At 60.9% G+C, this 13,775-nt stretch carries 14 protein-coding genes and 1 pseudogene; 9 read left to right on the top strand and 6 right to left on the bottom strand.

All coding sequences use genetic code 11. The features are described 5' to 3' along the window. Positions 1-109 precede the first annotated feature (109 nt). The 3 genes from bkdR (at position 110) to N430_RS10830 (ending at position 3,605) form a co-directional block, all read left to right on the top strand. A complete protein-coding gene (bkdR, locus tag N430_RS10840) occupies positions 110-595 on the top strand; it encodes a Bkd operon transcriptional regulator BkdR (protein ID WP_012315571.1) in 486 nt (161 codons plus the stop codon). 294 nt (positions 596-889) lie between these two features. Continuing rightward, on the top strand, positions 890-2,131 hold the full coding sequence (locus N430_RS10835; protein WP_165837352.1) for a glutamine synthetase family protein: 1,242 nt from the start codon (positions 890-892) through the stop codon (positions 2,129-2,131). A 130-nt stretch (positions 2,132-2,261) separates the two neighbouring features. Continuing rightward, the gene (locus tag N430_RS10830) at positions 2,262-3,605 is read left to right on the top strand and encodes an MFS transporter (RefSeq protein WP_110636405.1); all 1,344 of its coding nucleotides are present in this window, start codon (positions 2,262-2,264) and stop codon (positions 3,603-3,605) included. Between the two features lie 167 nt (positions 3,606-3,772). Here N430_RS10830 and N430_RS10820 read toward each other — a convergent pair whose 3' ends face one another. The 4 genes from N430_RS10820 to flgA form a co-directional block, all read right to left on the bottom strand. Continuing rightward, a complete protein-coding gene (locus N430_RS10820; RefSeq protein ID WP_110636411.1) occupies positions 3,773-4,516 on the bottom strand; it encodes a flagellar brake protein in 744 nt (247 codons plus the stop codon). Positions 4,517-4,596: 80 nt separating this feature from the next. After that, positions 4,597-5,064 (bottom strand): flagella synthesis protein FlgN, encoded by a 468-nt coding sequence (locus tag N430_RS10815; protein ID WP_110636414.1) that lies wholly within the window; start codon positions 5,062-5,064, stop codon positions 4,597-4,599. Positions 5,065-5,114: 50 nt separating this feature from the next. Further along, positions 5,115-5,429 carry a flagellar biosynthesis anti-sigma factor FlgM gene (gene flgM, locus N430_RS10810; RefSeq protein ID WP_110636417.1) on the bottom strand — a complete coding sequence of 105 codons (315 nt, stop codon included), beginning with the start codon at positions 5,427-5,429 and terminating at the stop codon, positions 5,115-5,117. A gap of 152 nt (positions 5,430-5,581) precedes the next feature. Next, complete coding sequence (gene flgA, locus N430_RS10805; protein ID WP_110636420.1) at positions 5,582-6,334, bottom strand: flagellar basal body P-ring formation chaperone FlgA; 753 nt, start codon at positions 6,332-6,334, stop codon at positions 5,582-5,584. 78 nt (positions 6,335-6,412) lie between these two features. Between flgA and N430_RS10800 the strand changes: the two genes are divergently transcribed. Further along, entirely contained in the window at positions 6,413-7,342 is a 930-nt protein-coding gene (locus N430_RS10800) for a chemotaxis protein CheV (protein WP_110636422.1), read from the top strand. A 52-nt stretch (positions 7,343-7,394) separates the two neighbouring features. Next, positions 7,395-8,222 carry a protein-glutamate O-methyltransferase CheR gene (gene cheR, locus N430_RS10795; RefSeq protein WP_027921141.1) on the top strand — a complete coding sequence of 276 codons (828 nt, stop codon included), beginning with the start codon at positions 7,395-7,397 and terminating at the stop codon, positions 8,220-8,222. Between the two features lie 90 nt (positions 8,223-8,312). Here the strand turns inward: cheR and N430_RS10790 are convergent, their stop codons facing one another. Both N430_RS10790 and N430_RS10785 read right to left on the bottom strand, forming a co-directional pair. Further along, positions 8,313-8,936: a GAD-like domain-containing protein gene (locus tag N430_RS10790; protein WP_110636805.1), complete on the bottom strand. Its 624-nt coding sequence runs from the start codon at positions 8,934-8,936 to the stop codon at positions 8,313-8,315. Positions 8,937-8,949: 13 nt separating this feature from the next. Further along, positions 8,950-10,293: pseudogene (locus tag N430_RS10785) on the bottom strand (DUF6861 domain-containing protein). A gap of 436 nt (positions 10,294-10,729) precedes the next feature. Here N430_RS10785 and flgB point away from each other — a divergent pair. The 4 genes from flgB to flgE are packed head-to-tail and all read left to right on the top strand — an operon-like array spanning position 10,730 to position 13,691. Beyond that, on the top strand, positions 10,730-11,137 hold the full coding sequence (flgB, locus tag N430_RS10780) for a flagellar basal body rod protein FlgB (protein ID WP_085677749.1): 408 nt from the start codon (positions 10,730-10,732) through the stop codon (positions 11,135-11,137). 3 nt (positions 11,138-11,140) lie between these two features. After that, on the top strand, positions 11,141-11,584 hold the full coding sequence (flgC, locus tag N430_RS10775; RefSeq protein WP_027921143.1) for a flagellar basal body rod protein FlgC: 444 nt from the start codon (positions 11,141-11,143) through the stop codon (positions 11,582-11,584). A gap of 15 nt (positions 11,585-11,599) precedes the next feature. Next, on the top strand, positions 11,600-12,307 hold the full coding sequence (flgD, locus tag N430_RS10770) for a flagellar hook assembly protein FlgD (protein ID WP_110636425.1): 708 nt from the start codon (positions 11,600-11,602) through the stop codon (positions 12,305-12,307). A 31-nt stretch (positions 12,308-12,338) separates the two neighbouring features. Beyond that, a complete protein-coding gene (gene flgE / locus N430_RS10765; protein WP_110636428.1) occupies positions 12,339-13,691 on the top strand; it encodes a flagellar hook protein FlgE in 1,353 nt (450 codons plus the stop codon). Positions 13,692-13,775: the final 84 nt, after the last annotated feature.

Raw genomic sequence — 13,775 nt, 5'->3', positions numbered from 1 at the left:
TTACATCTTAGTGGGAGGGCAGGAGAATTTTTCTCTCAAGTTGATTGCCTTTGTCTGGCAGGGGAGATAAACATTCCGGATAAACATAAAAAACCGGTGAATTTGTCTCATGCGCAAGCTCGATCGTACCGATATCGGCATTCTCAACAGCCTTCAGGACAACGCACGCATCACCAATGCGGAACTGGCGCGGTCGGTGAACCTGTCGCCGACGCCCTGTTTCAACCGGGTCAAGGCCATGGAAGAGTTGGGGGTGATCCGCCAGCAGGTGACCTTGCTGTCGCCGGAGGTGCTGGGGCTGGATGTGAACGTGTTCATCCATGTCAGCCTGGAGAAGCAGGTCGAGCAAGCGTTGCACCGCTTCGAGGAAGAGATCGCCGAGCGGCCCGAGGTGATGGAGTGCTACCTGATGACCGGCGACCCGGATTACCTGTTGCGGGTGCTGTTGCCGAGCATCCAGGCGCTGGAGCGGTTTCTCGATTACCTGACGCGGTTGCCGGGGGTGGCGAACATCCGCTCGAGCTTTGCCCTCAAGCAGGTGAGATACAAGACGGCGTTGCCGTTGCCTTCCAATGGCATGACCTTGCGCGAATAATTTTCGCCTGTGCCGGCCTCTTCGCGGGCTCGCCCGCTCCCACAGGGATCACACAATGCCTGAGGCTCGTGCTGTCCTGTGGGAGCGGGCGAGCCCGCGAAGAGGCCGGCACAGGCAACACAGAGGGTGCTTGATATTTTAAACACCCCAAGCCTATGTTGTTGTCAGCCTATAACAACAAGGACAAGCGTCATGACCACCGCCGCCCACCGCTCGCACGCCGAGCTCCTCCAGGGCATCGACCAGATCGAATGCGTCACCCCCGACCTCAACGGTGTTCCCCGTGGCAAGGTGATGACTGCCGAGGGCTTCCTCGAAGGCCGCCGCCTGCAGATGGCCCGGGGCGTGCTGCTGCAATGCATCATGGGTGGCTACCCGCCGGCGCGTTTCTACGGCAGTGACGACGGCGACCTGGCGCTGGTGGCGGAACCGGCGCAGATTCACCGCCTGCCGTGGAGCGAAGAGGGCCTGGCGCTGGCCATCTGTGACGCCAACGAGCTCGATGGCCGGCCTTCCGGGCTGTCCACGCGGGGGCAGCTCAAGGCGGTGATCGCCCGCTACGCCGCCCTTGGCCTTGCGCCGGTGGTGGCGACCGAGCTGGAGTTCTTTGTCTTCGCCCCCAACACCGACCCGCAGCAACCCTTCCTGCCACCCGTTGGCAAGGATGGCCGCCGCGAGCTTGGCCATTCGGCGTTCAGCGTCAGTTCCAACAATGGCCTGCGCCCGTTCTTCCAGGAGGTCTACCAGTGCATGGCGGCCCTGGGCCTGCCACGCGACACCTTCATGCACGAAATGGGCGTGAGCCAGTTCGAGATCAATCTGTTGCACGGCGACCCGCTGCTGCTGGCCGACCAGACCTTCCTGTTCAAGCACCTGCTCAAGGAAGTGGCACTCAAGCACGGCCTGAGCGTGGTGTGCATGGCCAAGCCGCTGGCGCACACCCCGGGCAGCTCCATGCACATTCACCAGAGCGTGGTGGAGATCGCCAGCGGGCGCAACGTGTTCAGCGATGAACAAGGGCAGCCGACCGACACCTTCTACCACTTCATCGGCGGACAGCAGGCGTGCATGGCCGACTTCACCGCGCTCTTCGCGCCCAACGTCAACTCCTACCAGCGTTTGTGCCACCCCTACGCCTCGCCGAACAATGCCTGCTGGTCCGAGGACAACCGCGCTGCCGGCCTGCGCATTCCGGCCAGCGCCCCGGTGGCGCGGCGGGTCGAGAACCGCCTGCCGGGCGCCGACGCCAATCCCTACCTGGCCATCGCTGCCAGCCTGGCCGCCGGCCTGCACGGCATCGAGCAGCGCCTGCAGCCAACCGCTGCAATCCAGGGCGAGTTCGAGGTGCCGGAACACCTGAGCCTGCCGTGCACCCTGCATGCGGCCCTCGAGCGCCTCAAGCGCAGCGCCCTGGCGCGGGAGCTGTTCGGCGGCGAGTTCATCGATGGCTACCTGGCCAGCAAGACCTTGGAGCTGACGGACTTCTTCAACGAGATCACCCCCTGGGAGCGGCGCGTACTGGCTGCACAGGCCTGATCGCGACACAACCGCTACTGGACGCGCCCCGGTCCGGCTATTTGTCTGGCAGGGGACTGCGCCGCGGCGATTTTGCTTTTATGCTTGCCAGCAAGCCAACGCCACCTGACCAGGGAGTTCGACGGGACGTATGCGGAACATCTGGAAGCCCTTTCAGTCGTTGTATTTTGCCGCCTTGATGATGTTGATCGGCTCGGGCCTGCTCAGTACCTACCTGGCACTGCGCCTGGCGGCCGATCATGTCGACAGCCTGTGGGTCGGTGCCTTGATGGCCGCCAACTATTTCGGCCTGGCCGTGGGCGGCAAGGTCGGCCACCGGCTGATCGGCCGGGTCGGGCACATACGGGCCTACACCACCTGCGCCGGCATCGTTTGCGCGGCAGTGCTGGGGCATGGCATGACCAGCTGGCTGCCGGTGTGGGTCGGGCTGCGGATGATCGTCGGCCTGGGGATGATGTGCCAGTACATGGTCATCGAAAGCTGGCTCAACGAGCAGGCCGAGGCCAAGTACCGCGGTGCGGTGTTCAGTGGCTACATGATCGCCTCCTACCTTGGCCTGGTGCTCGGCCAGCTGATCCTGGTGGTGCACCCGCAGCTGGGCCCGGAACTGCTGATGCTGGTAGCCATGTGCTTTGCCCTGTGCCTGGTGCCGGTGGCGATGACCCGGCGCATCCACCCGGCGCCATTGCGCCCAGCGCCAATGGAGCCGAAGTTCTTCATCAAGCGGGTGCCGCAGTCGCTCAGCACGGTGCTGGGTTCAGGCTTGATCGTCGGTTCGTTCTACGGCCTGGCGCCGCTGTACGCCTCCAGCCAAGGCATGTCGACCGAGCAGATCGGCCTGTTCATGGGCTGCTGCATCTTCGCCGGGCTGCTGGTGCAGTGGCCGCTGGGCTGGTTGTCAGACCGTTATGACCGGGCGGTGCTGATCCGCAGCGTCGCGGTGGGCCTGGCACTGGCTTCGGCGCCGCTGGCGTTCCTGCCGAGCGTGCCGCTGGAGGTGCTGTTCGGCATCGGCTTCGTGATTTCGCTGCTGCAGTTCTGCCTTTACCCGCTGGCAGTGGCGTTTTCCAATGACCACGTCGAGAGCGAGCGACGGGTGTCACTGACCGCCATGCTGCTGGTCACCTATGGCGTGGGTGCCTGTATCGGGCCACTGGCGGCGGGGGTGCTAATGAAGGTCCTGGGGGCGCAGATGCTGTATGCGTTCTTCGCGTTCTTTGCCCTGGTACTGGTGTGGCGCATCCGGCCGAAGGCGGTTACCGGGCTGCACCAGGTGCAGGATGCGCCGTTGGGCCACGTGGCCATGCCGGCGGCCGGTTCGCCACTGTCGGCGGCGCTTGACCCACGGGTGGATGAGCAGACCGTGCAGGAGGTGATGCAGGCGCCAGTGGCGGCTGAGGATACCGAGGATGATCAGAAGGCAGAGCCGGTTGCCGAGGCTCGGCCTGAGGATGAGGTCAGCAAGTCGGTTTGAGCCTGTGCCCGCCTCTTCGCGGGCTTGCCCGCTCCCACAGGTACTGCAAAGGTTTCGAGACCGGTGCGGTCCCTGTGGGAGCGGGCGAGCCCGCGAAGAGGCCTGTCCTGCAAACATACAAACAAAAACGCCACCCGATGGGTGGCGTTCTTGTATTGGCAGGCGACTCAGTAGTCGTCTTTGTCGAACCGCCGTGCTTCACGCTGCAGCTGGTAGACAAAACTCTCGATCTTGCGCTGTGCCTGGCCATTGAGGTTATGGAAGCGCACACCAGCGAAGGTGGTGTTGATCCGCTCTTCATAATGCAGGTGGCGCAGCTCGACCATGGTGTCCACCAGGCCCAGCGGGTTGCCGGCCTTGAAGCGTTCGTACACCTGGCCCAGTTGCAGGCGGTCCTCGACGTTGCCTTCGAAGCGCAGCTTGCAGCCGGTGGCCGAGATGTCCAGCAACTTGCCGCGCAGGGCACCGTTACCCTTGAGGAAGCTGCCGTCGAGAATGATGTCGACCAGTTGCGACAGCTTCAGCGCGGCGCGGAAGGCGTTGCGGCGCTGGTGGTAGGTCATCTCTTCCGGCATCGCGCCACGGTAGCAGCGGTGGCCGTCGACTTCGCTGATCTTCAGTTCCTGATTGCATTCCCAGGCGATGCGCACGCCATCGTGGAAGCCTTCGACGCGGAACGGTTCGCCATTCTCGATGAATTTTTCGCCATCGCGCGGGATCATTTCGTCCAGCGCCAGGGTATTGCTGTCACGGTCCACGTGTACCACGTAGCTCTGGAACCGCTGGCTGCGCTCATGGAAGGTGATGATCAGCGGATCATGGCTCTCTTGTAGCTGGCGCAGGTTGGCCGCGATCTCCAAGGGCGTGTTCAGCACCTTCGGCGGTTGCGGGGCATCGGCTTCATTGAACACGGGTTTTCAATCTCCAGGCAAAAACGACACACGCAAGTAACGGCATTTTGCCAGTATGTTCCGTGCCTTGATAGAAGTAATCACACTTGGCTGAGCGCCCGGGGCTTGGCAAGTGGAGAAGTGGTGCCACGGCTGTCGTAGAGCGACGGTGCTTCACCGCCCTGAAGGATTCTGATCTGGTTGGCCGTGACGTGTTGTTGTACCTGGATGATCCGGCCATTGGTCTCGTTGACCTTCTGGCAGTCATTCATCAGCTGGTTCAGCACCTCCAGCTGCTGCAGGATCAGCTCGCCGTTGTCCGACTGCGCCGCCAATGCCTGCACCCCGGCGCGGTTGGCGCTGAGGCCAAGGCTGGTGAGCAGGTTATTGCGCCGCATGCCTTGCTGCTCGAGCAGGACGATCAGCGACTGCTTGCGGGCCAGGATGCCCTCCAGCGGCGCCATGTCGCGACCGTGCAGGGCCACCGATTCCTGCTGGAGCAGGTCGAGCAGTTCCTGGGTCGGGGCGATGTCGTCTTCGATCAGTTGCAGCAAAGTGATGTCGTGCATGGCTAACTCTTGGCTTTACATAGCGTCCGTGAAGTCAGCGCGCCGAACGGTCAGCGCTGGGCTTCGAAATCGAGCAGTTTGCTGGCGACCCGGCCGGCATCGACCTGGTAGCTGCCGTCTGCGATCGCCTGCTTCAACTGGGCCACACGGGCACTGTTGACCACGGGCTGGTCGCGCAGCTTGTCGCTGACCTTTTGCAACTGCTGGGCCTCTTGGCTGAGGTGTACCGCTTCTCCGCTGGCGCTGGCGCTTTTTGGCGCTTCTTGGGTTTCGCCGGATTTCTCGGCGTTGCCGGACGTGGCATTGCCACGAACGCCGCCCGTGATGGACGGAGAGTTATTCAAACGACTGAAGTCGATGACCATGATCAGAAACCTCTGGGTATTTGGACGCTTGCCTTGTTTTCGGCCAACCCGAAAGAAACTTTAGGCACAAATGCTTAGCCGCCTGTCAGCAAGCTCGCGAACCCGCGTTCTGACACAGTTTAGGAAAAGCGGTTCCTTACCGCCAGCGTAATCTACATGGCGACCTCGACCTGGCCGGGGCCGGTAACCCGGGCCTTGACCACCCTTTGCGAGTTGAGGTTACGCACGCGGATCTGCTCGCCCTGGCCGCCCTTGGCCAAGGCTTCGCCCGGCATGCGCACGCTCAAGGAGCCGCTGCGTGCGGTAATCACCACGTGGTCGCCCTTGCGCACCACCTCGGCTTGCTCCAGGTGCTGTGCCGTGAGCACCTGGTCGAGCACCGTCGGTCGCACCATCTTCATGCCCACCGCCTGGTCGAGATCGGTGAGGAAACCCTGGGTCAGCGTACCGACGTCGCGCTCGCGCAGGGCCACGTCGCCTTCGCCAACCACGTTGTCACGCTTGAGCGGGCGGGTCACTACCACCACGTCGCGGAACAGCTTCACCGTCGCCGGCACGAAAATGGTCCACGGCGCGCTGCCGTCGCAGCGTACCCGTACGGTCACCCGCCCCAGCGGCTGCGCGGGGCTTTCCAGCGAGGCGTCCAGCTGCTGGCTGCACAGCGGCATGCGCAGGCGCGGGTCGAGCGGGTTGACCTGGATTTCGTAGCGCCCGGGCGTCTGGGTGGTGGCCAGGTAGTCCTCGACACTGAATTCAAGAAACCCTTGGGTGACACCGATAAGCTGTTCAGGCAAGGTAACTGCGTCCGCCAGCGTGCGAACGCCGGGTGCCAGCAGGCACAGCACGGCGAGCGTGCCGCTCAGCAGGTGCGTCAGTCGTCGGAAATTTGTCGTTTTCGTGTACATGGCGCTCAAAAAAGCAAAGCCCGTGCCGACTTGGTGACCACGTAGCACCAAAATGGCAGATCGCATAAGGAGTCAGGCATGGCGGGGGTAATGGATTCAGTCAACCAGCGCACGCAGCTGGTTGGGCAGAATCGCCTGGAGTTGCTGCTGTTCCGTCTCAACGGAGCGCAGCTTTACGGCATCAACGTATTCAAGGTTCGCGAAGTGCTGCAGTGCCCGGAGCTGACCGTGCTGCCCAAGTCGCACCCGGTGGTGCGCGGCGTGGCCAACATTCGCGGGGCGACCATCCCGATTCTCGACCTGTCGATGGCGACCGGCCTGCCGGGGTTGCAGGAAGACACGCGCAGCAGCTTCGTGATCATCACCGAGTACAACACCAAGACCCAGGGCTTCCTGGTGCACTCGGTCGAGCGCATCGTCAACATGAACTGGGAAGAAATTCATCCGCCACCCAAAGGCACCGGTCGCGACCACTACCTGACAGCCGTCACCCGGGTCGACAACCGCATGGTCGAGATCATCGACGTGGAGAAGGTGCTGGCCGAAGTGGCGCCGTCGTCCGAGTCGGTGTCTGCCGGCGTGGTCGATGCCGAGGTGCAGGACAAGGCCACGCTGCTGCGGGTACTGACCGTCGACGATTCGTCGGTGGCGCGCAAGCAGGTCAGCCGCTGCCTGCAGACGGTAGGTGTGGAAGTGGTGGCGCTCAACGATGGCCGACAGGCCCTGGACTACCTGCGCAAGCTGGTCGATGAGGGCAAGAAGCCGGAAGAAGAGTTCCTGATGATGATCTCCGACATTGAAATGCCGGAAATGGACGGCTATACGCTTACCGCAGAGATCCGCAGCGACCCGCGTATGCAAAAATTGCACATCTGCCTGCATACTTCGTTGTCCGGGGTGTTCAACCAGGCGATGGTCAAGAAGGTCGGGGCTGATGATTTCCTGGCCAAGTTCAAGCCGGACGACCTGGCCCAGCGCGTGGTCGACCGGATCAAGGCAGCGCATTGAAGCAGCCGGGGGGCATGCTCCCGGCACCAGTGATTGAAAAGAGGCGGCAGTAGTGTCTACGGGTAATTTGGAGTTCGAACAGTTCAGGGTCTTCCTGGAAAAAGCCTGTGGCATCCTGCTGGGCGAGAATAAGCAGTACCTGGTTTCCAGCCGTCTCAACAAGCTGATGGAACAGCAGGGCATCAAGAGCCTGGGCGAGCTGGTGCAACGCATCCAGACCCAGCCGCGGGGCGGCCTGCGCGAACAGGTGGTGGATGCGATGACCACCAACGAGACCCTGTGGTTTCGCGATACCTACCCGTTCGAAGTGCTGAAGAACAAGGTCATCCCCGAGTTCATCAGGAACAACCCCGGCCAGCGCCTGCGCATGTGGTCGGCGGCCTGCTCGTCGGGGCAGGAGCCGTACTCGATCTCGATGGCCATCGATGAGTTCGAGCGCAGCAACCTGGGCCAGTTGAAGATGGGCGCGCAGATCGTTGCCACCGACTTGTCCGGTTCGATGCTGACCAACTGCAAGACCGGTGAGTACGACAGCCTGGCGATTGCCCGTGGCTTGTCCCAGGAGCGCCTGCAGCGCTACTTCGATACCAAGGCGCCAGGGCGCTGGGCGGTCAAGCCGGCGATCCGCAGCCGCGTCGAGTTCCGTTCGTTCAACCTGCTCGACAGCTACGCGAGCCTGGGCAAGTTCGATATCGTGTTCTGCCGCAATGTGCTGATCTACTTCTCGGCGCAGGTGAAGAAGGACATCCTGATGCGGATTCACAGCACCCTGAAGCCTGGGGGCTACTTGTTCCTCGGCGCCTCGGAGGCGCTGAACGGGTTGCCGGACCACTACCAGATGGTCCAGTGCAGCCCGGGGATCATCTACCAGGCGAAGTAAGAGCGGAGCGCCTGGGTATGCCGGTGGTTCTGTAGTTCGCGTCAAACCGAGCCGCCGCGCGGGCGGCTCTTGATTTGCTGAGCAACATGCTCAAGTCGGTACTTCCGAGAAAAAATAGGGCTCTAGATCAGTGAGTTGAGCAAGGAAAATCAGATGCTCAACTGCACTGATTTTTTTCAAGAACTTGAGAGAGTCGGAGCCGCCCAGCATGAGCGCTGGGAAAAATCCATACATCTCGTCATGCTTAAGTTGGCCAAGTGTACTTAGTGCAGGCTTGAACAGGTCGTTGAAGTCGTTCGACTCTACTCGTGATGAAAGGATAAAACCCTGAAGTTCAGCATCTAGTTCTGTTTTTGTGAAGCTGTTTTTGTGGAATACATACTGAGCGCTAACGCTTGTTATTGTGAGTGACGCCCCGGATTTTTCCCCCCACAGGTACAGGTCACCAAAGGCGCTTCTGGCGATGAGGTGATAAGTATCTTGCGTGTTGAGTGCTGTGTTTTCTATCCAGGACGATACGACTGCCTCATATTCCTGTGGGTTGACTAACCAGAAAATGCCATCCCCGTATCCTCCCCAGCCATGTTCGGCCCAATACTCCAAGAGCTTAGGAGGTAGCTTGTCTTTGTAGCGGTCGAGGCTTGACGGTGGCACTTCCCTGCGGTCGATGGCGGGGCCAAAAATTTCGATGAACCTGGCAAAAACTTTATCCATCATGGATGCCCTTTTAGCATTTGTGTAATTTTGTGTTCATGCGCGTTGTGCTTCTAAGTTCTGGCGGAACCGTCTCGGCAGCTCTTTTGAGGTTTGGTAGTTTCGTCTTCCATTGTGGTCCTATTACAGCGTTCACTTGGCGGTCGCCGAAATCCGAAATTTTATCCTTGCCGCCTGCTATGAGGTCAGGGTTGTGCAGCGCAGCCAGCACAGACATCCGGTTTTTGGCTTTTTCGATTGCGGCCAATTCAGCGTCTAATGGGTTGAGTGTTTTTCGGAGCTCTTGTGCAATACTGATTCGGATGTCGTCCTCATAATTTACCCTCGCTTTTTTGGCAATTCCGGGATTTCGTTTGTTTGGGGACGTAACGCTCTCCAAAAACTCCTCAACCGTCATCCAGTTGAGCCCATCTTCTTGACCATTCAACTGTCGTTTGAATTCCCCTGTCTTATACTCCGGCAATTTGCCAGTTTTAAAGCATTCGACGTGATGCAATGCCATGAAACCCGGTCGGTTTTTCGTCGGCCTGTTGTCATTTTTGTGGGTGTACGGTACCTCAGGTTCCCGGCCGCCCACAGCTACCTTGCGCCGCTCAGGCACCTGCAAGTCCGGCCGTTTTTTTAACGCATCCTCGTGCTTGAGCATCCACTGCCCAATCCGCGCGCCTTTCTTGCTGGCGGCCATTTCCTGGGCAAGCACACCCGCGTTGCCACCCCCGCGGGTGAGGTAGGACACCATGGCGCCCAACAGCAGCATCACCACTTCCACATGCCCCGTGGCAATGAAATGCGCCGCCTGGTCGATGGCAAACGGGTTGTCTTGGCTGAACGCGTTCAGCCCTTCTTCACCGCGGGTGCCCTCCCAGGCGATACCGATGCCGTCGAGGTAGTACTCGCCGATACGCGGCAGGCCATCGACGAAGAACTCGGCGATAGAGGCGATGCCCAGCGCGCCGAGGATCCAGCCGCTGACCTTGAAGCCGATAGCGGTGCCGGCAACGCCGCCGGGAATGGCACCGGCACCGCCAGCGAAGGCACCTATGCCAGCACCGAGCAAGCCGCCGGTTAGGGCAGTGCCGGCGACGATCATCGCCATCTGTTCAGCGACGCTGATCAGGTCGTTGAGGATGCTTTTGATGTCGAGGTCGGCGAAGCGCTGGCGCAGCAGCGCGCCGGCTACCCATTAAGCCTTGTGGAACGCGCGCCGGACGGTGTCCACGCGGCGCAGGTTGAGGGCCAGTGACGGCACCTCTTCGTTGAGGTAAGTACGGAAATGGGCACCTCCTTGATAGCCCATTTCATCGGTGATGCGTGTTTCGATATCGCGCCAGGTGGGCACGATGTGCCAGAGCAGCATGAGGCGTCTCCCTGCCAGTTTTGTGCAGGGAAATCACATCATGGAGTGAGGGTGGGAAATTCCTGAGTCGGTTGTAGGAAAAGTCTATTTCGTTGCTGATGGGGCAAGGGTTAATGAGATTTGAGCTTGTTGGGTAAGGTTGGAGGGGTTGTCGTTTCTAGATCGAACGCCACGCGGACGGCGCTCGATCTTGAAGCGATACATGCACTGCAAAGCACCCGCCCCATCTGACGTCAATTTTTTGTTTTGCCGCTTTTGCCACCCGGCAATTGCCGCTTTCGCTTCGCCAGGCGGAAGCACTTTGCCGCTTTTCTGGCATCACGCCATCAGCCACTCGCGCCGCAGCCCAGTGTTTTCGCAGTTTTGGGATTCTGGCACAGCCCTTGCTATACCTTGCTCAACGAAATTCCGGCCAACCTTCGAAGGTTTTCCCGACATGAGCATCAGTTTCGACAAGGCGCTTGGCATTCACGAAAAGGCATTGGGCTTCCGCGCCCAGCGCGCCGAAGTGCTGGCCAACAACATCGCCAACGCCGACACGCCCAACTACAAGGCGCGTGACATGGACTTCTCTTCGGTGCTCGCCGCCGAGAGCCAGAAGCAGCAAAGCGGCCGCTTCGCCATGGACCGCACCAACAGCCGCCACATCGAGGCCGAAGGCCTGGCGATGGCTGACGACACGATGCAATACCGCGTGCCGACCCAGCCGTCGATCGACCAGAACACCGTGGACGCCCAGATCGAGCAATCGAACTACACGGAAAACGCCATCGGTTTCCAGGCCAGCTTCACCTTGCTCAACAGTAAATTCAAAGGGCTGGTTTCGGCCCTGCGCGGAGAGTAATTCATGTCCCTTTCCAGTGTTTTCAACATTGCCGGCAGTGGCATGAGCGCGCAGAACACCCGCCTCAACACCGTCGCCTCGAACATCGCCAACGCCGAGACCGTGTCGTCGAGCATCGACCAGACCTACCGTGCGCGCCATCCGGTGTTCGCCACCACCTTCCAGAACGCGCAAAGCGGCGTCAGCCAGTCGCTGTTCGAGGATCAGGGCGAGGCAGGGCAGGGCGTGCAGGTCAAGGGCATCGTCGAAGACCAGAGCAACCTGGAAGCGCGCTACGAGCCCAATCACCCGGCGGCGAACAAGGACGGCTACGTCTACTACCCGAACGTCAACGTGGTCGAGGAGATGGCTGACATGATCTCCGCCAGCCGTGCGTTCCAGACCAACGCCGAGCTGATGAACACCGCCAAGAACATGATGCAGAAAGTACTGACCCTGGGTCAGTGATAAGGAATCCAGACCATGGCAGTCGATAGCACCAGCGGTGTGAACCTCAACGACGTCATCGCGGCGTCCGGTGTAACCACCAAAACCAGCAAAACCTCCACGACCAGTTCCGCGACCGGTGGTCAGACCCTGGGCAAGGATGCGTTCCTGCAGTTGCTGGTCACCCAGATGCAGAACCAGAACCCGCTGGATCCGCAGGACAACAGCGAATTCGTTGCGCAGCTGGCGCAGTTCAGCAGCCTCGAAGGCATCACGTCGCTGAACGAGTCGGTCAGCGCCATCACCAGTGCCATGGCCTCGTCGCAAGCGCTGCAGGCCTCTTCGCTGGTCGGCCGCTCGGTGATCGTGCAGAACGACAAGGCCGTTGTCGATACCACCAGCAGCTTCAACGCACAGTTCGTGGTGCCTCAGGCCATCAGCGAGGCGAAGATCACCATCACCGACAAAGATGGCAAGACCGTCAAGACCATCGAGCTGGGTGAGCAGGCGGCCGGTTATGGCGACTTCATCTGGGATGGCACCAATAACAGCGGCGAGAAGGTCGACCCGGGCACCTACACCTTCACTGCCACCACCACGGTGGATGGCAAGGCAGTCCAGATGAATACCTTGCTGCCAGCCAAGGTCACCAGCGTCAGCTTCAACACCACGGGCGAGATGGTGCTGAACCTGGCGGGTGTGGGCAAGGTTTCCCTGTCCGACGTACAAACCATCGGTATCTAAGGCCGACAGAACGGCAATAAGGAGCAACAGCATGTCTTTCAATATCGGCCTTAGCGGTCTGTACGCAGCCAACAAGCAGCTGGACGTTACCGGCAACAACATTGCCAACGTCAACACCACGGGCTTCAAATCCTCGCGCGCCGAGTTCGCCGACGTGTACGCCGGTGCCAACCGCCTGGGTGTAGGCAAGAACCAGGTCGGTAATGGTGTGCGCCTGGCGGCGATCTCCCAGCAGTTCAGCCAGGGTGACGTCAACAACACCGGCAACGTGCTGGACATGGGTATCCAGGGCCAGGGCTTCTTCGTGCTGTCCGACAACGGCGCACGCGTTTACACCCGTGCCGGCGCCTTCCAGAACAGCAAGGACAACTACGTGGTCACCTCGGACGGCCTGCGCCTGCAGGGCTATGCTGCCGACGAAAACGGCAACATCAAGCGCGGCGTGCTGACCGACCTGAAGATCGACACCTCGTCGCTGGCGCCGAAGGCCACCACCCTGATCGACCAGGGTATCAACCTCAACTCCGAAGCGACCATCATTCCGCTGCCGAGCGCCACGCCTGCCGGCCCGACCTTCGACCCGACGGATGACACCACCTACACCAAGTCCTTCCCGACCAAGGTGTATGACAGCCAGGGCAACGAGCACACCATGGAGCAGTTCTACCGCAAGACCGGTACGAACCAGTGGACCATGTACACCCTGGTAGATGGTCGCAACCCGATGGACCCGACTTCCACTGCGCCGCTGGAAGCGTCCATGACCTTCAATTCCGACGGCAGCGTGGCGTCGATGGCGACCGACCCGGCCAGCATTCCGGCCGGCGCCCCGGCCAACGCCGAATGGGCCGTGACCAACAACACCTTCACCCTCAAGGGCTGGGTGCCGGCCGCCAAGGATGCTGCGGGCAACTGGGCCTCCAACGGTTCGGCGGAAAACGCCGACGGCATGAAGCTGTCGATGAACAGCACCACCTCGTACAACACCGAGACGGCGCGCATGTCGCAGTCCCAGGACGGCTACGCCACCGGTATCCTGTCGAGCCTGTCGATCGACTCCACCGGCGTAATGTTCGCGAGCTTCAGCAACCAGCAATCGCGCGCCATCGGCCAGGTGGCCCTGGCCAGCTTTGCCAACGAGCAAGGGTTGCAGCAGATTGGCGGCACGCGCTGGACCGAGACCTACTCGTCGGGTATTCCGGGTATCGACTCGCCGAAAACCGGCACTCTGGGTAGCGTCGAGTCGAACTCGCTGGAAGCCTCGAACGTCAACCTGACCCAGGAGCTGGTCGAGCTGATCAAGGCGCAGAGCAACTACCAGGCGAACGCCAAGACCATCTCCACCGAAAGCACCATCATGCAGACCATCATCCAGATGACCTGATGGTTTTTGATGGGGCCGCTTTGCGGCCCTATCGCGACACAAGGCCGCTCCTACAGGATTACGCACTCCCTTGTAGGAGCGGCC

The organism is Pseudomonas sp. CC120222-01a, assembly GCF_003097235.1.
GTDB lineage: Bacteria > Pseudomonadota > Gammaproteobacteria > Pseudomonadales > Pseudomonadaceae > Aquipseudomonas.
The sequence above is the reverse complement of the archived record's forward strand: the minus strand, read 5'-3'. Positions and strand labels throughout refer to the sequence as shown.

Bases quoted from the DNA above. Each gene is read 5' to 3' on its own strand.
- N430_RS10790 (WP_110636805.1), bottom strand. From the start codon at position 8,936: ATGGATAAAGTTTTTGCCAGGTTCATCGAAATTTTTGGCCCCGCCATC.
- flgA (WP_110636420.1), bottom strand. From the start codon at position 6,334: ATGTACACGAAAACGACAAATTTCCGACGACTGACGCACCTGCTGAGC.
- bkdR (WP_012315571.1), top strand. From the start codon at position 110: ATGCGCAAGCTCGATCGTACCGATATCGGCATTCTCAACAGCCTTCAG.
- flgC (WP_027921143.1), top strand. From the start codon at position 11,141: ATGTCCCTTTCCAGTGTTTTCAACATTGCCGGCAGTGGCATGAGCGCG.
- flgE (WP_110636428.1), top strand. From the start codon at position 12,339: ATGTCTTTCAATATCGGCCTTAGCGGTCTGTACGCAGCCAACAAGCAG.
- N430_RS10800 (WP_110636422.1), top strand. From the start codon at position 6,413: ATGGCGGGGGTAATGGATTCAGTCAACCAGCGCACGCAGCTGGTTGGG.
- N430_RS10815 (WP_110636414.1), bottom strand. From the start codon at position 5,064: ATGCACGACATCACTTTGCTGCAACTGATCGAAGACGACATCGCCCCG.
- N430_RS10835 (WP_165837352.1), top strand. From the start codon at position 890: ATGACTGCCGAGGGCTTCCTCGAAGGCCGCCGCCTGCAGATGGCCCGG.
- flgM (WP_110636417.1), bottom strand. From the start codon at position 5,429: ATGGTCATCGACTTCAGTCGTTTGAATAACTCTCCGTCCATCACGGGC.
- flgB (WP_085677749.1), top strand. From the start codon at position 10,730: ATGAGCATCAGTTTCGACAAGGCGCTTGGCATTCACGAAAAGGCATTG.
- N430_RS10830 (WP_110636405.1), top strand. From the start codon at position 2,262: ATGCGGAACATCTGGAAGCCCTTTCAGTCGTTGTATTTTGCCGCCTTG.
- flgD (WP_110636425.1), top strand. From the start codon at position 11,600: ATGGCAGTCGATAGCACCAGCGGTGTGAACCTCAACGACGTCATCGCG.